Annotated in this window: 23 protein-coding genes; 11 read left to right on the plus strand and 12 right to left on the minus strand. The window is 66.6% G+C overall.

Going from position 1 to position 22,984, the window contains the following annotated elements; all coding sequences use genetic code 11:
• The first annotated feature begins 4 nt into the window (after nucleotides 1-4).
• From K4043_RS02725 to K4043_RS02750, 6 genes are all read left to right on the plus strand, one after another.
• Nucleotides 5-955 carry a type II secretion system F family protein gene (locus K4043_RS02725; protein ID WP_265308110.1) on the plus strand — a complete coding sequence of 317 codons (951 nt, stop codon included), beginning with the start codon at nucleotides 5-7 and terminating at the stop codon, nucleotides 953-955.
• A 5-nt stretch (nucleotides 956-960) separates the two neighbouring features.
• The gene (locus K4043_RS02730; RefSeq protein ID WP_265308111.1) at nucleotides 961-1,851 is read left to right on the plus strand and encodes a Flp pilus assembly protein TadD; all 891 of its coding nucleotides are present in this window, start codon (nucleotides 961-963) and stop codon (nucleotides 1,849-1,851) included.
• A gap of 281 nt (nucleotides 1,852-2,132) precedes the next feature.
• Entirely contained in the window at nucleotides 2,133-2,285 is a 153-nt protein-coding gene (locus tag K4043_RS02735) for a DUF3613 domain-containing protein (RefSeq protein WP_265308535.1), read from the plus strand.
• Nucleotides 2,286-2,298: 13 nt separating this feature from the next.
• The gene (locus tag K4043_RS02740; protein ID WP_321160129.1) at nucleotides 2,299-4,470 is read left to right on the plus strand and encodes a TadG family pilus assembly protein; all 2,172 of its coding nucleotides are present in this window, start codon (nucleotides 2,299-2,301) and stop codon (nucleotides 4,468-4,470) included.
• A gap of 147 nt (nucleotides 4,471-4,617) precedes the next feature.
• Nucleotides 4,618-5,283, plus strand: coding sequence for a DUF2968 domain-containing protein (locus K4043_RS02745; protein ID WP_184997119.1), 666 nt, complete (start codon nucleotides 4,618-4,620; stop codon nucleotides 5,281-5,283).
• A 120-nt stretch (nucleotides 5,284-5,403) separates the two neighbouring features.
• Nucleotides 5,404-6,792, plus strand: coding sequence for a serine hydrolase (locus tag K4043_RS02750; RefSeq protein ID WP_265308112.1), 1,389 nt, complete (start codon nucleotides 5,404-5,406; stop codon nucleotides 6,790-6,792).
• A gap of 20 nt (nucleotides 6,793-6,812) precedes the next feature.
• Here the strand turns inward: K4043_RS02750 and K4043_RS02755 are convergent, their stop codons facing one another.
• Nucleotides 6,813-7,235 (minus strand): hypothetical protein, encoded by a 423-nt coding sequence (locus tag K4043_RS02755; protein ID WP_148045925.1) that lies wholly within the window; start codon nucleotides 7,233-7,235, stop codon nucleotides 6,813-6,815.
• Between the two features lie 140 nt (nucleotides 7,236-7,375).
• Complete coding sequence (locus K4043_RS02760) at nucleotides 7,376-7,843, minus strand: GNAT family N-acetyltransferase (RefSeq protein ID WP_265308113.1); 468 nt, start codon at nucleotides 7,841-7,843, stop codon at nucleotides 7,376-7,378.
• Nucleotides 7,844-7,848: 5 nt separating this feature from the next.
• Here K4043_RS02760 and K4043_RS02765 point away from each other — a divergent pair, with 5 nt between their 5' ends.
• Together K4043_RS02765 and K4043_RS02770 are read left to right on the plus strand one after the other, a co-directional pair.
• Nucleotides 7,849-8,736, plus strand: a complete 888-nt coding sequence (locus K4043_RS02765) for an AraC family transcriptional regulator (RefSeq protein WP_265308114.1) — start codon at nucleotides 7,849-7,851, stop codon at nucleotides 8,734-8,736.
• Nucleotides 8,737-8,810: 74 nt separating this feature from the next.
• Nucleotides 8,811-9,455 carry a LysE family translocator gene (locus K4043_RS02770; protein WP_265308115.1) on the plus strand — a complete coding sequence of 215 codons (645 nt, stop codon included), beginning with the start codon at nucleotides 8,811-8,813 and terminating at the stop codon, nucleotides 9,453-9,455.
• A gap of 61 nt (nucleotides 9,456-9,516) precedes the next feature.
• On the opposite strand, the gene K4043_RS02775 is transcribed toward K4043_RS02770, so the two are convergent.
• Nucleotides 9,517-12,240, minus strand: a complete 2,724-nt coding sequence (locus tag K4043_RS02775; RefSeq protein WP_265308116.1) for a TonB-dependent receptor — start codon at nucleotides 12,238-12,240, stop codon at nucleotides 9,517-9,519.
• Between the two features lie 163 nt (nucleotides 12,241-12,403).
• Here K4043_RS02775 and K4043_RS02780 point away from each other — a divergent pair, with 163 nt between their 5' ends.
• Nucleotides 12,404-13,120 (plus strand): MgtC/SapB family protein, encoded by a 717-nt coding sequence (locus K4043_RS02780; RefSeq protein ID WP_265308117.1) that lies wholly within the window; start codon nucleotides 12,404-12,406, stop codon nucleotides 13,118-13,120.
• 73 nt (nucleotides 13,121-13,193) lie between these two features.
• Here the strand turns inward: K4043_RS02780 and K4043_RS02785 are convergent, their stop codons facing one another.
• From K4043_RS02785 to K4043_RS02800, 4 genes are all read right to left on the minus strand, one after another.
• A complete protein-coding gene (locus K4043_RS02785; RefSeq protein WP_265308118.1) occupies nucleotides 13,194-13,961 on the minus strand; it encodes a SapC family protein in 768 nt (255 codons plus the stop codon).
• A gap of 83 nt (nucleotides 13,962-14,044) precedes the next feature.
• Entirely contained in the window at nucleotides 14,045-14,821 is a 777-nt protein-coding gene (locus K4043_RS02790; RefSeq protein WP_265308119.1) for a CDP-diacylglycerol diphosphatase, read from the minus strand.
• Between the two features lie 99 nt (nucleotides 14,822-14,920).
• A complete protein-coding gene (locus tag K4043_RS02795) occupies nucleotides 14,921-15,547 on the minus strand; it encodes a decarboxylase (RefSeq protein WP_265308120.1) in 627 nt (208 codons plus the stop codon).
• Nucleotides 15,548-15,647: 100 nt separating this feature from the next.
• Complete coding sequence (locus K4043_RS02800; protein WP_265308121.1) at nucleotides 15,648-16,142, minus strand: DUF1543 domain-containing protein; 495 nt, start codon at nucleotides 16,140-16,142, stop codon at nucleotides 15,648-15,650.
• Between the two features lie 171 nt (nucleotides 16,143-16,313).
• Here K4043_RS02800 and K4043_RS02805 point away from each other — a divergent pair, with 171 nt between their 5' ends.
• Entirely contained in the window at nucleotides 16,314-16,619 is a 306-nt protein-coding gene (locus K4043_RS02805) for a hypothetical protein (protein WP_123729472.1), read from the plus strand.
• A 39-nt stretch (nucleotides 16,620-16,658) separates the two neighbouring features.
• Here K4043_RS02805 and lldD read toward each other — a convergent pair whose 3' ends face one another.
• The 4 genes from lldD to K4043_RS02825 form a co-directional block, all read right to left on the minus strand.
• The gene (gene lldD, locus K4043_RS02810; protein ID WP_265308122.1) at nucleotides 16,659-17,858 is read right to left on the minus strand and encodes an FMN-dependent L-lactate dehydrogenase LldD; all 1,200 of its coding nucleotides are present in this window, start codon (nucleotides 17,856-17,858) and stop codon (nucleotides 16,659-16,661) included.
• 98 nt (nucleotides 17,859-17,956) lie between these two features.
• A complete protein-coding gene (locus K4043_RS02815; protein ID WP_265308123.1) occupies nucleotides 17,957-18,388 on the minus strand; it encodes a VOC family protein in 432 nt (143 codons plus the stop codon).
• Nucleotides 18,385-18,843 carry an MgtC/SapB family protein gene (locus K4043_RS02820; RefSeq protein ID WP_123729475.1) on the minus strand — a complete coding sequence of 153 codons (459 nt, stop codon included), beginning with the start codon at nucleotides 18,841-18,843 and terminating at the stop codon, nucleotides 18,385-18,387. Before K4043_RS02820 ends, K4043_RS02815 begins: the two co-directional genes overlap by 4 nt.
• A 99-nt stretch (nucleotides 18,844-18,942) precedes the next feature.
• The gene (locus tag K4043_RS02825; RefSeq protein WP_265308124.1) at nucleotides 18,943-19,701 is read right to left on the minus strand and encodes an SDR family NAD(P)-dependent oxidoreductase; all 759 of its coding nucleotides are present in this window, start codon (nucleotides 19,699-19,701) and stop codon (nucleotides 18,943-18,945) included.
• 207 nt (nucleotides 19,702-19,908) lie between these two features.
• On the opposite strand from K4043_RS02825, the gene K4043_RS02830 reads away from it, so the two are divergent.
• Nucleotides 19,909-21,003 carry an alkene reductase gene (locus K4043_RS02830; protein WP_265308125.1) on the plus strand — a complete coding sequence of 365 codons (1,095 nt, stop codon included), beginning with the start codon at nucleotides 19,909-19,911 and terminating at the stop codon, nucleotides 21,001-21,003.
• Between the two features lie 11 nt (nucleotides 21,004-21,014).
• Here the strand turns inward: K4043_RS02830 and K4043_RS02835 are convergent, their stop codons facing one another.
• Entirely contained in the window at nucleotides 21,015-22,886 is a 1,872-nt protein-coding gene (locus K4043_RS02835) for a hypothetical protein (RefSeq protein WP_265308126.1), read from the minus strand.
• Between the last annotated feature and the right edge of the window lie 98 nt (nucleotides 22,887-22,984).

Raw genomic sequence — 22,984 nt, forward strand, 5'->3', positions numbered from 1 at the left:
ATCGATGACCGCCGATCACTGGTGGATCGCGGCCCTGCTGGCGCTTTCCGCCGGGATCGCCCTGCTGGGCCTGCGCGGCTGGGTGGTGAGCAACCGTGATCAACGCAGCCAGCAGGCCCTGCAGTCCGCCCTGCGCCCCCGCGATGCCGCAGCCACACCAGCAGCGCCGCCCACGCCCAGGCGGTCGCTGCGGCAGCACTGGCTCGATGCTATCGCCGCGTTCGGCGAGCGCTTCAACGGCGGGCGCATCGAGGCTGCCCTGCTGGCGCCGGAAGATCGTCTGCTGCTTGACCAGGCCGGGTGGAACACCCAGGCCGGTACCGCGATCTTCCTGGGTCTGCGCGTGCTGATCGCCGTGGCCACCGTACTGGCGGTGCTCGCCTTCAATGAGAGCACCGGCTTCAGCCGCGTCATGGTGATATTCGGAGCACTGGCGTTCGGCATCCTGTTGCCCAAGTTCGCCCTGCGTGCATGGGCCATGCGACTGCGCAAGCAGGTCCGTGCCGAACTGCCGCTGCTGATCGACCTGCTGCGCCTGCTGCAGGGCGTCGGCTTCAGCATGGACCAGAGCCTGCAGACGCTCGGCGACAAGCTGCGCAACGCCATTCCGGTGCTCGGCCGTGAAATCCACCAGGCCAACCTCGCCTACATGCACGGGCGCAGCCGCGAGCAGTCACTGCGCCGGCTGGGTGAATCCTTCGATGACGAGGATCTGCGCAGCCTGGTGCAGCTCATCCTGCAGGTCCACGCACACGGCGGCGCGGTGCAGGAGCCGCTGCGTCAGTTCAGCCTCCGCCTGCGCGAACAGCGCCGGTCCACCCTCAAGGAGAAGGTCGGCAAGCTCTCCGTAAAGATGACCGTCGTGATGATGTTGACGCTGCTGCCAGCGCTGATGCTGGTGCTGGCCGGCCCGGCCATCATCGCCCTCGCCTCCGCCCTGACCAAACTGGACTGACCACCATGCGCCATGCCGTGCTGTCCCGCGCCTGCCTGCTGCTCGCCGCCACCGTGGTGTGCACCGCGTGTTCAAACGTGCGCAACGGTTACCGTCAGGACCCGATGGCGCTCGCCTCGCCCGAGGTCCCGCCGCAGGATGACAAGCAGCTGTATGCCGAGCTGATCGCCAAAATGCAGCAGCAGGGCGCGTACTACGCCTCGCTGGCGCATGTGGATGCCTACCGCCAGCGCTATGGCGACAGCCCGCAGCTTCGACTCTTGAACGCTGACGCCCTGCGCGAGACCGGTCAGCGCGAGGCCGCCGTGGCCATGTACAGCAGCCTTACCAACGGGCCGCAGGCCGCCGCCGCCTGGCACGGGCTTGGCCTGATCGCCGCCCGTGATGGTGACGCTGCCCGCGCCGAACAGGCGCTGGCCCGCGCCGTCCAGCTGCAACCACTGAACACCGGCTACCTAGGCGATCTTGGGTTCGCGCGGCTTCGCGCGGGCGACTGGTCGCGCGCGCAGGAACCCTTGGCCAAGGCCGCCGAGCTGTCTCCGGGCAGCGCCAAGGCGAATGCGAATCTGGCGGTGTGGGCTCTGCTGCGCGGCCAGAATGAGATGGCCGAGACGATCATGCGCAATGCACGGCTGACCGATGCCGCGCAGGCCGAAGTCCGCCGCCTGGCCGACCAGCTCCGCCAGCAGGCGACCCCCGCCCCCTCGATCCAACGCGCCCCGGCCAGCGTGGCAGCAACGGACGTCACGCCCACACCCCGCGCCGCGCGAGTGCCCGCAGCAGCACGCCGCGTCGCGCTCGATACCGAACGCCGCAGCAGCGCCGACGCGCGGCTTGCCCCGTCCATGCTCGAGCGCTTCGGCGCCTCCACCCCTGCCAGCGAGATCACCCCATGACCCGGTTGCCACGTCTTTCTGCCCCGTTGCGGCGCGTTGGGACGACCACGGTGCTTCTGGTCGCTGTGCTGCCCGCGCTCGCGGCTGCGCAGCAGCCCCCCCTGACGGGCCAGATGCTGGGGGGACACAACGCCGCCCCAGCCGCCCCTGCGCCACTCCCTGTCGCTCCGCCGGCAGGACCTGCCCCGCTCACCGCGGCGAGCGCGCCGGTCGAGCGGTACACGCCTCCGCCACCGCCATCACGGACCGAGATCGGCCAGACCACCCGCGATCTGCTGCGCATGCAGGCCGAAGGGGCACACGCCGGGCCGCGCCTGCCCATCCTGGGCGATCAGGCCGCCGCCAGCTACCAGCGCTACCTGAAAAGCTTCGAACATGAGATTCCCGAGTTCCTCAAAACCAGCGTGAAAAAGGACGTCAGCGGTACCAACTAGGGAGGTTGAGGCCATGTACCAGTCCAGCGCCCGTGCGCCGCGCCCCTCCAGGCAACGGCTGCGCGGCGGGATGTCGGTCACCATGATGCTGGTCCTGTTTGGCTTGGTCGGCATGCTCGGCCTGGTGGAAGTGGGCTATCTGTACTGGGCCAAGCGTGATGCGCAGAAGGTGGTCGATCTGGCCGCGCTCGCCGGTGCGCAGCGGCTGGACCTGTGCGCTGCCGACCACCGCGACAACAGTGCCGCACGCGGCAACGCAGAGGGCGACAACGGCTTTGCGGGCACGCTGACGATCCAGTGCGGCAACTGGAATCCCTCGCACAGCAGCCATGATCATTTCACCGTGACGCTGGATGCGGGCAACCCGCTCAATGCGGTCAAGGTCGAGGCGACCCGCTCGATCGTGCCGTTCTTCGGCCAGAACGCCCGCCTGCCGATGATCCGCGCACAGGCGGTGGCGACGCGCGCACCACCAATGGCCGTGTTTTCGGTGGGCTCGCAGCTGCTGCGGGTCAATGGCGGTACGCCGCTGGGCAACGTGCTCAGCCTGGTCGGAGTGAACCTCGACCAGACCACCCTGCTCGGCTATGACGGTCTTGCCCAGGCTACGATCACCCCCGGCGGCCTGCTCCAGGCACTGGGCATTCCGGTAAAAGCCGATATCGGCGTCGCCGAGTTCAACGCGCTGCTGGCTGCCCATCGCGTGTCGCTCGGGCAACTGCTCGATGCCACGGCCACGGTGCTCACCAACAGCGGGGTCGCCAACGTGGATCTCACTGCACTGCGCGCTGCGCTCGCCGCACGGATGGATCTGAACCAGCTCAACGTGCAGCTCGGCAGCACCGACAGCACGGGCGGCCTGTTCGCGCGCGTCGTGGCACCCGAGGGCCCTGCATCGCCCGCCCTGCAGGCCGACGTCAGCGCGCTGGACCTGATCACCACCAGCATCGGCATCGCCAGCGGCGGCAATGGCGTTGCAGTGAACAACCTGGACATCCTGGGCCTGGTCCAGACCCGTGCGGCGATCATCGAGCCGCCATCCATCGCGATCGGTGGGGTCGGCACACGCGCTTACAACGCACAGGTCCGGTTGAAGATCCACATCGATACCGCCGGAATGACGCTGCTCGGACCGGTACTCAGCGGGCTGGGCATCCGCCTCAATCTGCCGATCCATGCCGACGTGACCAACGCGATGGGCACGCTGGAATCGCTGCAGTGCGGCGCCACCCCGCCCACCGCGACGGTGCGTGTGCAGTCCTCGCTGCTGCGCGCCTGCGTCGGCAAGGTCGGCGAAGCGAATCAGTTCTCCCAACGCAACGTCTGCGATGCCGGGCTGCAGAACGAACAGCTGCTGACCCTGCTCGGCGCGCCGCTGGTGACCGACAAGATCATGCTCGATACGTTGACGCACACCGAGAGTGTCACCCTGGCCGCGGGCGAGACCGCCTCCACCCGCTTCAACCAGGCCCAGGTAGGCGCTGCGGTTTCCGGGCTGGTGAGCGAGCTGCTGCGCGTGCTGAGCAATGTGGTCACCCCGGGCAAGCAGGGCAGTACCGATGCCGCCACGGCCACCCGCCTGGCAGATCAGTATCTCAAGGCAGCCAATCCGGGTAACGGGTTCTACGATGCAAAAAAAACCATCGAGCTGCTGCGCAATGGTGATCCGGCCCGTGGCATCGGTGCGTTGGGTGACTGGGACGTCCCCAACGGCGTGCCCTATCCGTGCGGCCTTCTGAATCTTGAAACCTGTTTCAAGCCGGGCTCGGTCTGGGTCGGTTACAACGCCACAGTCACCGGTGAAGGCATGGGCGGACTGAGTGGTGTATTGGGCCCCATTCTCGGCGGATTATTGATCAACCGCTGCAACAGCCTGCTCAGCACGCTGCTCAACTACAACAACTGCGTCAAATCCAATCTGACCTCGTACCTGCAGACCCGGCCCGGTGGTCTGCAGGACCTGGGCGGCGGCACCGGGGTGACCGACCCCGGCACCGATCAAGTCCGGTGCAGCGGCCTGCTGTGCCTGGCACTGACACCGGTACTGGAAACGCTCAAGCCACTGCTCAATGGCGTCGGCACACTCCTCTCGCAGACGCTTGGGCAGATACTCGGCGTGGAGCTGGGGCGGACCGACGTGCACATGCAATCGATTCAATGCACGCCGGCACAGTTGGTTTACTGACGCAGCCGTGGAATGCAGACCGGGGGAAAGTGCATGCTAGACTCCGGCTGGGGACATTACTTCACTGATAATCCACTTGTGGATGGCCTGAATATGCGAGAGAGAAAAGGGGTTGCTTCCATCGTCACGCACACGCTGACCGGTGGAATGGTTGTGCTGCTGTCGTTGAGCGTTGTACCGCAGGCGCTGGCCGCGCGCGCGACGCGTGCCGAGCCGGCGGTCGACGCCGAAGCGCGCCAGGCGCCGGCGGTCCGCAATACCGTGGACGAACTGCGCCAGCTGGTGGACTCCAAACAGCTGACCGAACTTCGGACCACCTATAACGGCAGTTATGGTGCCAGCCTGCTGTTCAATACCAGCACGCTGAATTACTACGTGGCGCTGTTCCACGAGAAAGACTTCTGGCGCGTGATCAAGACCGATTCGGTGGACAACGCCGAAAAGGTCTACCGCACGTTCGTCGAACAGACCGAACAGCTGGCCCAGGTGTATATCGACACCACCCGCCTGCAGGCCGGCAAACGCTATACGGAAAACCTGGTCGCCTACAACGAAGAGCGCCTGCGCAGCCTGCAGCAGGAAGCGGATCTGCAGCGCCAGCAGTCGCTGCAGGTCAGTGCCGCGCTGGAACAGGCCAAACAGCAGGCGGTCAGCCTGAGCACGGACCTGCGCAGCAGCCACAGTGAACTGGACGCGTTGAACCAGCGCATCCAGACGCTGCAGGCCCAGCAGCTGAACCCGGCCCTGTCGCTTCCCTCGGCCGAGGCGGCCACCTCGCAACCAGCGCCGCAGGGCAACCCGGGCAGCCCGTAGCGGCACTGAACGGCCTGCCTCGACAGGCCACCTGACGGACGGCGCCGATGGCGCCGTCTTTCTTTGGGGTGCAGTACCCTTGGCGGCGCAGACGTACTGCGCCTCAGCAAGGAGTGCACCATGCCTGTTTCACGTCCTCGCATCACCCTGTCGCGCGCACGCTGGTCACAGGCATCATCGCGCGCCCAGCTGGCCGCGGCGCTGGTCGCGATGCTCGCGCTGCCAGGTGCCACCGCGGCTGCCCCGGTCTCGCCTGCCTCATCACCGCTGTCGGCAGAAGCCTCCGATCCGAAACGGCTTGGCTGGATGCAGGGCGCGCCGCCGCCGGAAGACAAGCGCATCCGCTACACCGACGACGACTATTTCAGCTTCCCCAAGCTGCGCTGGACGGCCTGTCACTTCCGTCAGCTGATGCCCACCGTCGGCGTCAGCCGTGGCCCTGGCGCTGCCCGTGCGCTGCCGCGCCGGCTGGACGACGCGATCGATGCGTTGCCATTTACACCCACCGGCAGCAACACCCGCATGACCTGGGCGCAGTCGTTGGCCGCCAACTACACCGATGGCATCGTGGTGCTGCATGACGGCGTGGTGGTGTACGAACGTTATAGCGGCTGCCTGGACGAGCTCGGCCAGCACGGCGCGATGTCCGTCACCAAATCGATCACCGGGCTGCTCAGTGAAATGCTGGTCGCGGAAGGCGCGATCGATGAGACCCAGCGTGTCGGCGCGATCATTCCCGAATTGAAGGACAGCGCCTTCGGTGATGCCACGGTCAAGCAGGTGTTGGAGATGACCACCGCGCTGCGCTACAGCGAAGACTACGCCGATCCCAATGCCGAGGTCTGGGCGTACGCCGCCGCCGGCAGCACCCTGCCCCCGCCCGCCGGCTACACGGGCCCCCGCAGCTACTACGAGTACCTGCAGACCGTGCAGAAACAGGGTCGCCACGGCGAGGCGTTCGGCTACAAGACGATCAACACCGACGCCCTCGGCTGGATCATCGCCCGCCGCACCGGTCAATCGTTGGCGCAGTTGCTGCAATCGCGGATCTGGCAACGTATCGGCGCCGAGCAGGACGCCTATTACACCGTCGATTCCACAGGCACACCGTTTGCGGGCGGAGGCTTCAATGCCGGCCTGCGCGATCTGGCCCGGGTTGGACAGCTGCTGCTCGACGAGGGCAAGGTGGACGGCCAGACCGTGGTCCCCGCCGCGGCGATCGACCGGATCCGCGCCGGCGGCAACACGCAGGCCTTCGCCAAGGCCGGCTATCCACAACTATCGGGCTGGAGCTATCGCGGCATGTGGTGGATCTCGCACAACGACCACGGTGCCTACATGGCGCGTGGCGTGCATGGCCAGGCGCTGTACATCGATCCCACCGCACGGGTAGTGATCGCGCGGTTCGGCTCGCACCCGGTGGCCGCCAACAGCGCGAATGACCCGACCACCCTGCCGGCGTTCGATGCCGTGGCTCGATATCTGATGGAGCGCGACCGAGGACAGTGATCGTTCACGATGACTGGACCTCAGCGGCAGGCATCGTGCACCAGGTCATCCATCTTCCGGCTCAGCGCCAGGCTCGGCCGGTCGCCTGCCTTGCGGTAGGTCACCTCGCGCTGACGGCGCGCGGCGGCGCAACGGACCGGATCGGCATGCACGGAGATGACGGCACCCCGGATGGCAGGCAGCGGCCGCAGGCCGGGCCGCTGCGATCGGCGCGGGCGCACCGGCGTCGCTTTTTCGCGCTGTCTGGCCTTGAGCGACTGGCGAAGCGATTCGATGTACAGCGCATTGGCCCAGGTATCGGTCGCCGGCGGCATCTCGCGGATGCGCTCGGTCGGGCCTGTGCAGGGCATGGACTGGTACTGGCGGAGGCCATCCACGACACAGGTATGTACCTGTCGCGGCGCAGGTAGGTTCACCACAGCACCCATCATCATGGCGAACATCCACACAGGCATGGCTCAGCTCCATCCAGGATGGCTGCAGCATGGCTTCGTCCCGTGGCCCATGGCCGTGACCGACCGCACGCTGGCCGCGCGATGCGCAGGATCCCGACACGGAATCACTGCCACGCCCTACGCACCTGTTACGGCGTCGCGCCTACGTGCAGTTCCAGCACTTCATCGCCCAGCGCATCGATTTCGCCGGTCGGCTGCCAGCCCAGGTAGCGGTAGAACCCATGCGAGCGTACCGCCGGATCGGCCGCGCACCCCAGGATCAGACGCGAATGCCCGGCCTGCACCAGATCGGCGATGGACAGATCCAGCAAGCGCCGACCGATGCCCTGCCCTTCATACGCCGGGAGCAATGCGAGCACCACGATCTCGCCGCCCTCGCGATCGCCGAAGCAGTAGCCGACCATACGCTCGCCATCCAGCGCGATATGTCCCGGCAGTGCACCGTCACGGATACCGGCGGCCCAGCTGCCTTCGGTGATGCCAAGCTCGGCAAGGTCGGCCGCGGAAAAGGCATTCTCGCGGGTGCGGCCACGCAGATCGATGCAGGCAGCGGCATCGTCGGGTAGCGCGCGGCGGTAGTGGATGTGATTTACCATGGCGCATGGACTGCAGTAAGTTTCAGGCGGTGAGCATACGCGACGCGCCGAGCGTGCGCAGCCCACTCGCCAGCGATATGACCTCGGCGGCGGAGTTCTGGCGCGATGCTCGCCTGCCGTGGGTTGAGTCACGCCGCGCGTGCAACAGCCGGGCCTGTTACCGCCCGCACAGTCACCCCACCTGGTCGATCGGCGCCGTGGATGCGGGCGAGAGCATCTTCAGCGGCGCTCCGGGCGGACAGCACCGCCTTCAACCGGGCACGTTGGTCATCGTGCCGGCGCACCGTGTACATGCCTGCAATCCAGCGCCCGACACCGCCTGGAGCTATCAGATGCTGCATCTGGATGCGGCATGGGTGGAGGCAGTCAGTGCAGACACGCAGCCGCCCGACGCAGACGCCGCAACAGCGTCGTTGATCCGGATCGAGCTCAGCGCGGCGCGCTATCGGATGTTCTGCCACATGAATGCGCTGCTGTTCTCCAGTGCCGATCCTGCGGAAAAGGAAGCAGCGGTCGTCTCTTTCATCGACGACCTCGACGTCGCCGCTGCGACACCGGTTCCTGCCCCGCACGCAAGCCCGCAACAGCACCGGCGACTGCAGCCGGCATTCGCCCTGCTGGACGCCGCGCCGATGTCGAGCGTATCGCTGGACGATCTGGCCAGCTGCACCGGTATGGACCGCTACGCGATGATCCGTGCGTTCCGCACTGCCACCGGACTTACGCCACATGCCTGGCAACTCAACCGGCGGATCAATGTTGCCCGGGAGCGGCTGGGTCAAGGGCAACCGCTAGCCGAGGTCGCACATGCCCTCGGCTTTGCTGACCAGAGCCATTTCCAACGCCTGTTCAAGGCCCACGCCGGCATTACCCCAGGCCGCTATCGCCGCTGAGTGCCGCGCAATATCGTGCAATACGTCATCACGCAACACCGGCACAGTGATGCGCCCCGTTGACGCCAGCCCTCATGGAACAGTTTCTGCTCGTTGCTGCCGTGCACTTTCTGGCGTTACTGTCGCCGGGCCCGGATTTCTTCCTCATCGCACGCACGGCGATCCATCAGGGCTGGCGCATTGCCAGCGGTGCGTGCCTCGGCGTGGCGCTCGCCAATGGTGCCTATATCGCGCTGGCATTCTCCGGAGTAGCCGGGCTGCAACCGGACAGCGTGCTGTTCCAGCTGATCCAGGTGGCCGGATGCGTCTTCCTGCTGTATGTCGGCGTGCTGTTCCTGCGCCATGCGGGGGCAGCGACGCTGCGGGCTCCAGCAGGGCAGCCGGCCGTGTCGTCCCCGTCCCGCCCAGCACCAGGATCCGCGTGGTTCCGTGCCTTCGGGCTCGGCGCAATGTCCGCCCTGCTCAACCCCAAGAATGCCCTGTTCTACGCCAGCCTCGCGGCCATGTTGAGCGGGCCGGACAACGGTGCCGGAACACGGTGGTTCTACGGGGTGTGGATGTTCTCGGTGGTGCTTGGCTGGGACCTGCTGATCGCCGGTCTGGCAGGACGCGCCGCGGTGATGGAACGGTTCAACGACGCATTGCCGTGGATCGAGCGCCTGTCCGGTGTCCTGCTCATCGCCCTGGCCCTGGCGGTGCTGGGCAGGATGGTGATCTGAGCCCCAGCGATACGTCCGCCCCAAACGCAGCGGGCCCGGCATTGCCGGGCCCGCGAGGCGATCACAGAAAGCGGTAGTCGAACTCCAGCCACAACTGGCGGCCGTAAGGGTCGTAGTTGCCGACCGGATAGAACGGCCAGCCACCGCCGTTCTTGTCCGCCGGTGGGCGGCTGTCGCGCAGGTTATTGACGATCAGGCCGAGCGTGGCGTTGTCGTTGAGCTTGCGGTACAGGCTCGCGTTGTAGGTCATGTACGGGGCGATGCGGCCGCTGCCGTCGGTCTTGGGCAACGAGCCGTAGCGCATGCCGTACAGGGTGGCGGTCCAGTCGTTGATCGCCCAGGTGACGCTGCCGTTGACCTTGCTGCGCCACTGGTAGGAATCCAGTGAATTGCGCTGGTCCTGCACGTCATCGCCAGCGAACTGGCGGTAGCTGTGATCGATCACCAGCGAGTACGCCACACGTGCCGAGAAACGACCGTAACGGCCCGCATCCCAGCGCAGGTTCGACTTCAGGTCGATGCCGCGCACGGTTTCGGAGGCGGCGTTGATCGGATTGATCAGCACGCGCACCACCTGGTTGGGCTGCACGGCGGCATCGGCCGGGTTGCGGATCACCCGGCGCAGCGCGTCCTGGCACTGCGCCGAGCCGATATCGCGTGCATCCCCGCCGACGGTCTGGCCGAGGCGGCAGTCCGCTTCGTCCTTCAGGATGCGGGTCGCATCGAGGTTGGTGACCTCATCGTCGATGCGGATGTCGTAGTAGTCCGCCGTGAAGTCCACGTTGGCCGAGGGCGACCACACGAAGCCCAGGCCATACGATGTGGCGGTTTCCGGCTGCAGCTGCGGGTTGGCGCCGCTGGTGTAGTCGATCGCCAGCCCGCTGAAGTCACAGTCGTCATACGCCTGGCCCGCACTGCGGCACCGCCAATAGTCAGTCATCCCGGGGTTGTAGCCACGCGTTTCGGTCGCGAACACGTAGTTCATGTCCGGCGCCCGGAAGCTGGTCGCCGCACTGGCGCGCAGCAGCAGTGTTTCGAATGGACGGAACTCCAGGCCGGTGCTCCAGGTCGCCTTGCCCAGGTGATCACCGGCCGCACGGTACTGGTCATAACGACCGGCCACCGTGGCGGTCAGGCGCTCCAGCAACGGCAGCTGCAGTTCCACACCGGCCGCATACCGGTCACGCTCACCACCGGCGGGGATGCCCGCGTTGAGGTTCCAGAACACGCCCTGCGCCAGCGCCGGGTCCGGGCGGTTGCGGTAGCCCTGGCTGCCCGCTTCAACGACCGCTGCCAGCGCGGCACGGCCACCGGGCAGATCGAACAGTTGCCCGTTGACGCTGACGCTGGCCGTCTGCAGCCACGCGGCGTTGCGGCTCTCGTACCGGCCCGACAGGGCTTCATATTCGCCCGAGGTCAGCGGCTGGTACAGGCGCGACGGATCCGGCGCATACACCTCCACGCCATCGCGGGTGCCCAGCTGCGGGCCGAGCAGGTACGTATTGATGTCGACCAGCAGGCCCGGGCGCTGCGTCTTGTTCTCATAGCGCGAGCGGCTGTAGGCCGCCTCGTAATCCCAGTCCGAACCGCCGATGCTGCCACGCGCGCCCACGTTGAACGACCAGGACTGCTCCAGGAACCGGTTGGCATTGCGCTGTACGCCGCCGATTTCTTCCGGTGCGAAACGCCGGTACCAGCTTTCCAGCTGCCCGCTGTTCTGGTTGTAGAAGTAATTGCGCGAGGAGGTCCAGCTCGGCGCACGGGTGTTGTTGTAGATGCGTGCGGTACCGATGGCCGCATCGGCGAACAGTTCCTGGCGGTCGTTCAAGCGCCAGGTCACCGCGCTGTACGCATCGATGTTGCGCTTCTCGGTCTGCACGGTCCAGAACGTGGGCGACGCTTCATTGCTGCCGCAGTACCAGCCCTGGCGCGGATTCTGCTCGCGGAACACGCTGCCACCGTACAGGGTGCTGGAGGCATCACAGCCGTCGGTACCGGGATCGATGTAATTATTGGTGGAGGCGTTGCGGCGATACGCCACCGCCGTCGCCAGCGGCGCCACGCCCCGCGGGTCATCGGTCAGCGAATCCATGAAATCGCGCTGAGAGCCGTAGATCGCCTTGCGGTTGGCGATCTCCAGGCCGAAGATCGCGTCCCACTGCTGGCCCGACCCGCCGCCGACCGCCTGCAGGCGCTGATTGTCGCCGCCGCCCTGTTCGGTGGTGCCGGCGCGCACATTGATGCCGACGCCGTCATAGGTCTTATTGAGAATGATGTTGACCACACCGGCGATCGCATCGGAGCCATATACCGCCGAGGCACCGCCAGCCAGCACTTCGATCCGATCGATCAGCGCGCTTGGAATGTTGGCCAGGTTGACCACATTGACCGAGCCTTCGTAGGCCAGCGGGTAATCCGACTGGCGGCGACCGTTGACCAGCACCAGGGTGCGGTTGGGGCCGAGGCCACGCAGATTGATGGTGTTGGCGGCCGGCGTGAACGTATTCCCGAAATCCTCACCCTGCACGTTGCCGGTGTTCTCGGTCAGCGCGCTGAGCGCTTCGAAGGCGCTGCGGTAGCCCTGGGCCTCGATCTGTTCCTGGGTGATCACGGTGACCGGGGAGGGGCCTTCCACGCTGGCGCGGGGGATGCGCGAGCCGGTGACCGTGACCGCATCCAGCTGCGTGGGCGGATCGGCGGCGTGGACCAGTGAACTCGCGCCAAGCAGGGGCAACAACGACACAACCAGGACCCGCCGACGCAGCGGGCGATACAGCACAGACATGCAGATTTCCGGTAAATAAGAACGCGCCAGCGCGGGCAGGCCCGCGCCGGATCGTGGTGGAGAGAGGGTCGGGATTCTGCTGAACAGGCGGGAAAGGAGGAAATGACCGACCGGGATATGCTTATCGGGATTTCGCCTAAGCCCTGCCCTGCAAGGACTCCGCATGCGCTTCATCCAGACCTTCCAGCTGTATCCCTTCCTGGACACCGTGGTCAGCCTGGCGGCTGCCTTCGTGCTGGGCACGCTGATCGGCGCCGAGCGGCAGTACCGCCAGCGCACCGCCGGGCTGCGCACCAATGTGCTGGTGGCGGTCGGCGCGGCGGCCTTCGTGGATCTGGGCATGCGCATCGCCGGCAGTGTCGAGGCGGTACGGGTGATTTCCTACGTGGTGTCCGGGGTCGGCTTCCTGGGCGCGGGCGTGATCATGAAGGAAGGCATGAACGTGCGCGGCCTCGACACCGCCGCGACGCTGTGGTGTTCGGCGGCGGTCGGTGCGTGCACCGGTGCGGACATGCTGGCCGAGGGCGCGCTGCTGACGGTGTTGATCATCGCCGGCAACACCCTGCTGCGGCCCTTGGTCAACGCGATCAACCGCATCCCGATCAATGAGGCCGCCTCTGAAGCAACCTACGAGGTGCGCCTGAGCGTGGACCCTGCCGCCACGCCCCTGGCACGCGAACGCCTCGTCGACGCGCTGGAGGCCGCACAGTATCCGGTCAGCGATGTGCAGGTGATCGAGCACGGCGACGGCCCGGTCGAGCTGGTGGCGATCCTGGTCAGCACAGCGGTCGCCGCCGACGAGCTCGACGCCGTGGTCGCTCGGCTGCAGCGTCAGCCGGGGGTGGTGCACGCCAACTGGGAAGTCAGCACCCGCGACTGATCGCGGCGGTCCCCAACAACGAAAAACGGCGGCCCTGCGGCCGCCGTTTCTGCTACTGCCTACGTGCCGGGACTCAGGCCTCGGCAGGCACCTGGCTCTGGCGGTTCACCAGCGCGCTGAAGCGCGCCAGCGAGCTCAGGTGGTGATGCACCAGGGCCAGCCAGCCGCTGCGGTGCCATGCCACGACGGTGGCATCGGGCAACGCGGCGAACTTCTCCACATCCACCACCTGGAAACCGTTGACCGACATCTTCCGGCCATCGGCCAGAGTGACATCGATGTTGCGGTCGATCAGCAGCTCGTTCTCGATGAGGGCGGCGGTGAAGCGACGGGTATGCTCATGCTCGCGGGTGTAATCGCTGCAGAAACGCATCGCGTTGTCGACCAGCTCGGTCGCCTTGCCATCCTGGAACAGCGGCAGGCCTTCTTCGCTGTCGCCCTGGTTGACCTGCTTGGCGGCCGCATCCACGGCGAGCACGTAGTTGTCCGGCTCACCGGCCTGCATGAACACGAACGGATAGCGGCGCACATACGCCGGCACGTAGCTCTGTTCATCCCATACGCCATCGGCGACAAACAGATTGCGCTGGGACAGGCCCACGGCCACCAGCGGCATCGCATCCTGGCCGGTGAAGATGATCGGGTAGTGCTGCGCCAGCGAGCCGAACTCGCCGATCACGGCCGGGATCGCGTTGGTGTCAGCCGCGAAGTTCGCCGTTTCCGGCAGCAGGCGCCAATTGGCGTGCTCGTCCGAACGCAGCGGCACAGCCTGTTGGTAAAACAGCGGACCGGTGGCCTGGGACGGCGCAGCGGTGGGCGGAGTCGTGGTTTCAGCAGTCATGGAATAAGTCGAATACGACGCGCCAGTAAGCCCGGGCGCGAAAGCGGGAATCGCATTGAAAGGCCACTATAACGTGCCAGGCCTCAGAGCACGCCATCCAGCGGGCCTGCCGCACCGGTCAGGGCGGCGCAGGCGTGGTCCTGAAGCTCCTCACCGCTGGCCTTGTTGCCGGTATCAAGATCCAGCCGGGTTGCCAGAAGAAGGAAACCGGGCGCACCCGCCGCGTCGGTCTGCCCGGCCACCACCAGCGACCAGTTGCCGATATCGGCGGGGTCTTGCAGATAGTCGGCAAGCAAGCGGACCGGATTTCCCGTCAGCTCGGCACCCGGCAGGTGGCGGCCCAGATACGCATGCCCACGCAAGGGCTCGGGCAGCGGCTGCCAGGTGCTGCCGATGGCAGGCTGCAGGCGGCGCAATTGCGTCAGGACATCGGCCCGCAGGCAGTCCACGTGGATGTGCAGCTGGTGCTGGGAGCGTCCGTGGGGTGAGTTCAGGGCCAGGCTGGCCACGTCACGGGGTAACGGCCGGCCCAGCGCCTGCTCGGTGTGGCTGCGGGCCGCCCAGGCAGCGGCGAAATAATTGGGTGCACCGGCCCGCAGCAGCGCCGGGCTCTCGATGCCCGACACACGATCCAGCGGCAGCAGCAGGAACTGGTAGTGGCCGTGCGAGTCCTTCAGCAGGACGTCGCGTCGCCGTGCCTCGGCGGCGACGGCCAGGCAGCTGCCACGGGGAGCTGCCTCGCCGGCGCAGTCGCGCTGGATGATGCCCCACAGGGCGTCCGGGTTGGGCTGGGGTTTTGCTGGCGGCAACATCGGCGTTGCGCAGGCGGTCAACAGCAGCAGCGCACAGGACAAGGACACTCGGGCGATCACGGACAGGCTCGTACAGGGATGCAAGCCCAGCCAGGCACTGCCGGCGGGCGGGCGCGATTGTACCGTGCCGTTTCTGTCGCTTCCGTGTCAGTAGGTGCTGTACGGCACCTCGACCACCACCGGGGCGGCGGGACCAGGCGGCTGCAGGGTGTAGCGATCCAGCGCGCCGTTGTCATCGGCGAACCGCTGCGACTGGGTCTGCAGGCGGTAGCTGGTCGCACCGAGCTTGATGTTGCCGCCCTCTTCCAACGCGGCGCCGGCCGGCAGCAGCAGCCCGCCCAGATCGCTGTAGGCGCCCCCGGCATCGGAGAAAACGTGGTCCAGCAAGGCGTCCTCGCGCTTCATCGCGAACACATGGCGGTCGCCATGACGCTGGTTGAAGTCCTCGTTGCCGAGCAGATCGGCAATCCAGACGCCCGGCAGGCGGTAGCGGGTTTCCAGCCCGATCGCATCGAGGCGCTCGCTGTCGACGACCAGGCAGCACACCGCCTGCTTGTTCTCACGGTCCAGGATCGCAAAACGACTGCCCTTGGCCACATCGCGCGGCAGGATCGCGAACGGCAGATTCTCCAGCAACGGCGATGCGCCATTGGCCGAATGCAGGTTGCGCCAGCTGCCAAACACCGGCGCCTCCGGCTCGGCGGCCGATACGCTGCCTGCCAAGGCCATTCCCACCGTCACGATCAAGGCGGCCGTGATCTTCCTGCTCTGCATGCTCTGTTTCCGTTGGTTGACCTGTCGCGGCGATACCGCCGGACCTCACAAGACCGCGACACTATGCGCCAGCGACAGGCCGACGGGCAATCGGTGCCGCTCAGCCGATCACGATGTAGTCACTGACCAGGGTGATGCCCTGGTGGTCCCCGCGTTCGAGCTGCACGTGGCGGCCGCCGACCTGATCGATGGCGATGCAGTCATCCACTTCCAGCAGCGCATCGGTATGCGGCTTGAACCAGCTGGCATCGCGCAGCGCCTTGGCCTTGTGCTTGGCCTCTTCGACACTGGTGGCGACCAGCAGCCGGTAGTCATGCGCCTCGCCCAGCGCGCCGGCGGCATACCCACCGAGATTGAGAAAATACAGCCGCGGCCCACCGACAGCCGGAGCCACATCGGCGAAGCGAACCCGGTACTCCTCCACTCCATCCACGGCGAGCCAGCCATCGACATGCAGCCCTTTGCGCTCGCCGAACCAGTCCTGGCGCAGCTGCGGGTAGGCGTCCTCGATGACATCGACGTTGGCGAAGGCCACATCGTGGACCTCGATCCGGGCGCGGGCGTGCCGCCCACCAAGCATGAACACGTGCAGCACCTGCGACTCCCGGCATGACCGATGTTGAGCGGGTATCCAGTGTAACGCCAGGCCGGCGGCGCCCTGCCCCGCGCGCGCGATCCACGCTGCGTCGAACAGTCGCGGTGGCCACCACACGTCCGTGCGCACCGCGGTGGTATGGTCGGCGCCTGACCCCGCAGGAGCGACCCGATGGCATCCCTTACCCGTTATCCCCTCGCCGCGATCATGTTCGCAGGCACCCTGTCACTGACGGCCTGCGTCAGCACGCCGGGGCCGGAAATCAAAGGGCCGGGCCTGTGCAAGGCCGATGCGCTGGGCTGGGCCGTGGGCCAGAAGGCCGACGAAGCCAACATGCGCAAGCTGCTGGTGCAGAGCGGCGCCGGCCTGATCAATCCGATCGGCCCGGCCACGATCACCACCCGTGACCTGCGCCAGGACCGCCTGCGGGTGTTCATCGACAAGGACAACGTCATCACCGCCGTCCGCTGCGAGTGATTCCCCGCAGGTAGAGCCACCCCACGGGTGGCTTGGCCACTAGATGGCAGGGTTTTCGTGCAGCCACCCATGGGGTGGCTCTACCGGTGGTTGGCGCCGTTGGGTGGCGTCCACCAGCGAATCGGCACCGATATCGGCGATGGTCCTGGCGCCGGTAAGCGTCATCGCCACGCGCATTTCCTTGGCAATAAGATCCAGCAGATTGGCGACGCCGGCCTCGCCATGCGCGGCGAGCGCATAGACGAAGGCACGCCCCAGCAGCACGCTGTCCGCGCCGAGGGCAATCATGCGGACCACGTCCAGACCGTTGCGGATGCCGGAGTCGGCCAGGATCTTCAGCTCGCCCTTGACCGCATCGGCGATCGCCGGCAGCGCCCGCGCGGTGGACAGCACACCGTCGAGCTGGCGCCCACCGTGGTTGGAGACCACGATGCCATCGGCACCAAAGCGCACGGCATCACGCGCATCCTCCGGATCGAGGATGCCCTTGATCACCATCGGGCCAGTCCAGAACTCGCGGATCCACTCCAGGTCTTTCCACGAAATGGACGGATCGAAGTTGTTGCCCAGCCAGCCGATGTAGTCGGCCAAGCCGGTCGGGCTGCCGCGGTAAGTGGAGATGTTGCCCAGGTCATGCGGGCGGCCGAACAGACCGACGTCCCACGCCCAGCGCGGGTGGGTGACCGCCTGCAGCATGCGCCGTGCTGACGCGTGTGGGCCACTCATGCCCGAATGCGCATCGCGGTAACGTGCACCCGGCGTCGGCATGTCCACGGTGAACACCAGCGTAGTCACGCCGGCCGCCTTGGCCCGCTCCAGCGCATTGCGCATGAAGCCGCGGTCCTTGAGCACATACAGCTGGAACCACATTGGCCGATCGATGGCCGGGGCTACTTCCTCGATCGGACAGACCGACACGGTGGACAGGGTGAACGGGACTCCCCGGCTCGCTGCCGCCCGCGCCGCCTGCACCTCACCGCGGCGCGCGTACATGCCGGTCAGCCCGACCGGCGCAAGCGCCACCGGCATGGCCAGGCGCTCACCGAACAGCTCTGTTTCTAGGCTCAGATCGGACATGTTGCGCAGGATCCGCTGGCGCAGCGCGATGTCCGACAGGTCGGCAACGTTGCGCTTCAGGGTGTGCTCGGCGTACGCGCCGCCATCGATGTAGTGGAACAGGAACGGCGGCAGGCGGCGTTGCGCCGCGGCGCGGTAATCGGTGGAGGCGGAAATGATCATGGCTCATCTGCGCTGGAACGGCCTCCAGTGAACCGCAGAATGCAGGGCATGCCAACCAGACCATTGGTCGAGCGCCTTTCCGGCCGCCCTGCGGGGTATCAGCCGCAGTCGCTGGAGCGACCCTTCAGTTCCACCAGATTACCGTCGGGGTCACGCAGGCGCAGCGACAGCCCATCGCCTTCCGCGCCGTAGTTGCGCTCGGCCTTCCCTTCCAGCGTGAGCTGCTGCCCCTCCAGATGCGCGCGCACGTCTGCCTCATCGAAGGGCTCCACGCGCAGGCACAGATGATCGAGGTTGCGTCCTTCGCGTCCCGGCGCCGCACCGCCCTTGACGCCCAAGGGGCCGTCCACGCTGACAAGGTCGATCATCGATTCGCCCGCATGCAGATGCACCATGCCCAGCGAAGGGCGCTCGCGGGCCACGGTGCAGCCGAGGATGTCGCGATAGAAGTGTACGGCCCGCGCCAGATCCTGCACGCGGAGCACCACATGGTCGATGCGCTGAATGTTGAACGGTCGTTCGCTGCTCATGAGGACTCCAGTTTCTTGGCGATACGGCTGAATACGACCAGCACGATCAGGCACAGCACACTCACACCCGTGGCGATCACGTACTCGCCGATGCCAACCGCGATGCCGATGGCGGCGGCCATGATCAACGAGCTGGCGGTGGTCAATCCGCTGACCTGATCATCGCGCGAGCCCCGCAGGATCGTACCGGCTGCGACGAAGCCGACGCAGGCCACCACCGCTTCGATCAGACGGACCGGATCGACCTGCAGCAGGTCGCGGTAACGCTCTTCCTGGAAGTGTTCGGCGATGCTGTCACCCAGCCCGACAATCAACGCAGCCGCGCCTGCGATAAGCATGTGTGTCCGCAGCCCGGCGGCGTGCTTGCCCATCTCGCGCTCGATGCCGAGCGTGGCGCCCAACAGCATTGCCACGGCAATCCGCAGCAGGATTGATAGATCTTGTTCCAGTCCCATCTACGTCTCTCATCCGGCAATGAACGGAGCGTCGCAGACAGGGGCGTCTGAGGACCGTGAAGCCGACGGCAGGCCTCGGTGAGCCTGCCGTCGCAGGGCTTACTGCGCCAGATAACCGCCATCGATGGCGTAGTACGTGCCGGTCGCAAAGCCGGCGTCCGCGCTGGCCAGCCAGGCCACCAGGGCAGCCACTTCCTCCGGCTTGCCGAGCCGGCCGAGCGCATGCTTGCTCTCCAGCGCCTGTTTCACCTTCGGGTCCATCTTGTCCAGCAGCGGCGTGGCGATGAAACCGGGGCCCACCGCATTGATGCGGATCTTGTCCGCGGCATGTTCCCACGCGGCCGTCTGGGTCAACCCGACCACACCGTGCTTGGCAGCCGCGTAGGCGGAGGAGTTGCCGAACCCCACCTGGCCCAGGATGGAGGCCATATTGATGATGCTGCCACCCTTGCCCGCGCTGCGCATCGCCTGGATCTGCGCCCGCTGGCACAGGAACACGCTGTTGAGATTGACGTCGATGACGTTCTTCCAGCCATCCACCGGGTAGTCACCGCTGGCCGCGGACGGCCCGCCGATACCCGCATTGTTCACTGCGATATCCAGCCCGCCGAGTTCCTCGACGGTCTGCTTCACCGCCGCTTCAACGGCGTGCTCATCGGTGACGTTCAAGGCGATGCCGATCGACTTCACGCCTTTCTTGCGCAGCGCCTCGGCGGTCTTCTCGACGGCGTCGGCCTTGAGATCCCACACCGCCACCGCCGCACCGGAATCGGCCAGCAGTTCAGCCACGGCCAGGCCAATGCCGGAGACGCCGCCGGTGACGATGGCGACCTTTCCCTTGAGTTGATAATCAATCATCGCGTTGTTCCTCGGGTTGGAATAAGGCTGCGGGCAGTGCCTGCCCATGCCTAGACCTTACGCCGCGAAAACGTTACAGAACGTGCACAGCAGGCTCCGCAACAATCCTTCCCATCGCTGCAACGCACCTGGGCCTATGCTCGGGGTCGTACGCCCACATACCTGATTCCTCCGCCGATGGCGGCAGCCCTCCCCCAAGGTAAACCCATGACAGACTCCAATGACGGCAAGTTGTTCTCCCCCACCCGTCTGGGGGCCATCGACGTTGCCAACCGCGTCGCGATGGCACCGCTGACGCGCAACCGCGCGATCAACGACCGCATCCCCAATCCGCTTGCGATCCAGTACTACGAGCAGCGCGCCAGTGCTGGCTTGATCATTGCCGAGGCCACCCAGATCAGCCCGATGGGCCAGGGCTATCTCGACACGCCCGGCATCTACAGCCAAGCCCAGATCGACGCCTGGAAGAAGGTCACCGATGCGGTGCATGCACGCGGCGGCAAGATCGTGCTGCAGTTGTGGCATGTCGGCCGCATCTCGCACACCAGCCTGCTGCCCGAGGGCGAGGTCCCGGTGGCACCGAGTGCACTGCGTGCCAACACCAAAACGTTCACGGCCAAGGGCTTTGAAGAGGTTTCCGAACCACGTGCCCTGCGCCTGGACGAAATTCCCGGCCTGATCCAGGACTTCCGCCAGGCCGCGCGCAACGCGATCACCGCCGGCTTTGACGGCGTGGAAGTGCATGCCGCCAATGGCTACCTGATCGATCAGTTCCTGCGCGATGGCAGCAACCAGCGCACCGACGAATACGGTGGCAGCATCGAGAACCGTACCCGCCTGCTCGATGAAGTGGTCCGCGCGATCGTTTCGGAAATCGGCGCCGAACGCACTGGCGTGCGCCTGTCGCCGGTGACACCAGCCAACGACGCGGAGGATTCCAACCCGCAGCCGTTGTTCGAACGCGCCGTGGAGCGCCTGGATGCCATCGGCCCGCTCGCCTTCATCCATGTGATCGAAGGGGCGACCGGTGGCCCACGCGACAACATCGCCTTCGACTACGCCGCCCTGCGCGCCAGGTTCACCGGTGCCTGGATCGCCAACAACGGCTATGACCAGGCACGCGCGGAAGCCGCCGTGGCGTCGGGCTATGCGGACATGATCGCCTTCGGTCGCCCTTTTATCGCCAACCCGGATCTGGTCGAGCGCTTCCGTCTCGGCGTAGCGCTGTCCGAGCTGGACCAGGAGACGTTGTACGGCGGCGGTGCGCACGGCTATACCGACTACCCCAGCGTTTCCGGCTGATCCGCGCGCGGTTACCGGTCGCGCATCGCATCGGTCACATCGCCGCCGGCAAGCACCGGCAGCAGCGCCGCAGGTAACTTGCAGGGGCGCGTGGGCACACTGTCCACGCGCCACCCGCGCCCGAGCAGGACGCCCTTCCCCTTCGAGGGCGGGCCATTGCCGGGTGCCGGACAGCTGATGTCACTGAGCAGCACCTGTCCGTCGCGATCCAGCCATTGCTGGACGAAGTACTCGCCATCGGCAAAGCGCATCGTGCCGAGATTCACCAGCGTCAGCGCCTGGCTTTCCACGTCCCCTTGCCAGGTGGACTGCAGTTCGACGCCGCTGAACAGCAGGCGCCGCCGCAGCAGCACCTGATGGTTGGCATCCAGCAGGACCAGTTCCTCATCGCCCCCGTCCAGATAGCGGCGCGTCCAGGTGCGGTCCGTGCCCCAGGGCAGGATATCGAAGCTCTCTGGCGGCGCCGCTTCGCTGCCATCGGCCAGCAGCATGCCCAGTTTTCCGTCCCGCCGGAACACCACCCGGCCACCGTCCATGCGCACCACACCTTCGAACGGACAACCCACGATGCGGCCACGCTCCAGGTTGTACAGGTGGTTGACGCTGGCGGCCTGCTCCCGGAGCAACAGCAACGGCGGAGTGACGTGGTCATCGTCGATGGCCATGTCGGCAGGCACCGTGTGGGCCGTGCGTCCATCCCACCACAGGCGGGGTGAGGACTCGCCGACGAATGTGCCCAGCAACCCGCCCGCAACCGCATCGAAGCTGTCCACGTTCGGCGGCGCGAACACCACCTCGCCGTCGCAGTCCAGCACCGCTGCGGTGTCGTTCCCGGTGGCATGGCGCACCCGCCACGGCGGTGCCTGCCGCTGTTCTGCATCGGGTTCGTCGAGCACCGCTGCCAGCGCGGCCGGGGCGGCGGTGGGCGGGCGGACACCCTCCTCGTCCAGCACCTGCCAGCGGCCACCACAGTAGTCCAGGCGAACGTTGCCGTGCTGTGCGGCGAAGTGTCCGTCGGCCATCAGCCAGCCGGGCTCGGGCGTGTCGTCGGCGCTGCCGGTGGCATGCCGGTTGACCCGCTCGGGCCAGTCGCGCCGGCCTGCGGTACCGCCATACTGTCGGTACCGGGGATACAGACCATCCTGCTGGTATCGCGCATTGTCCGTCGTCCTGCCCTGTGCATCCACCCGCCGCCACAGCTCGCCCTGCCGCAGCCACCAGCCACCGTCGCGTACCGGCAACAGCGCATCGATGTCATCGGAAAACACCGTCGTGCCGTCTTCATCCCGCACGTCGCAGTGCTCAGGTACCTGGACACTGCACGCAACATAGACGTGGCGGCCGGCGAAGGGCCCGGCCACCCACTGGACCTGTCGCTCATCCAGTTCCATGACCGCGCGCCCGTGCAGGTCACGGAAGCGCAGCGGACCACGACGGGCGTTCCACAGCACGCGATCGGGTACCGCCAACGGCACCCACTCGCCATCCTTCAGCGCCGGAAGACGGACCTGCCCCAGCGCATCCACTACGCCCCAACCGCCGGTGGGCTCTCCGTCCGGCTTGATGAACGCCTTCCACAACGGATCACCGGGTGCGGCCTGCGGTAGCACGAACGGTTCCTGGTACTCGGTGTAACCACGGTCCTCGCGCAGCAGGCGTCCTGCATCGTCATACCACTGTTGCGGCGTGGCCGGGCCCTGCGCACGCATCCAACGGTCAGCGGACAGGCGCTGCATGCGCGCGCCATTGGGCGGCACCAGCAGGCGGCCCTCGATGGACACCAACGCCTCGGCGCCGAAACTGTTGCCCAGTGCGGTGAACGACTGCGCCTGCGCGCCGCCTGCCAGCCAGACCAGCGCGCTTACCACGAACATCCTTTTCATCGGTCGCATCAGACAAAGTGGAGCTGCACGCTAGCGCCTGTGCCTTGACGATGCAATGCAGTCGGCACTCCCCACGCGCGCGGCATTCCCCTGCCGCG

Origin of the sequence: Stenotrophomonas sp. SRS1 (assembly GCF_026130205.1) — a bacterium.
GTDB lineage: Bacteria > Pseudomonadota > Gammaproteobacteria > Xanthomonadales > Xanthomonadaceae > Stenotrophomonas > Stenotrophomonas rhizophila_B.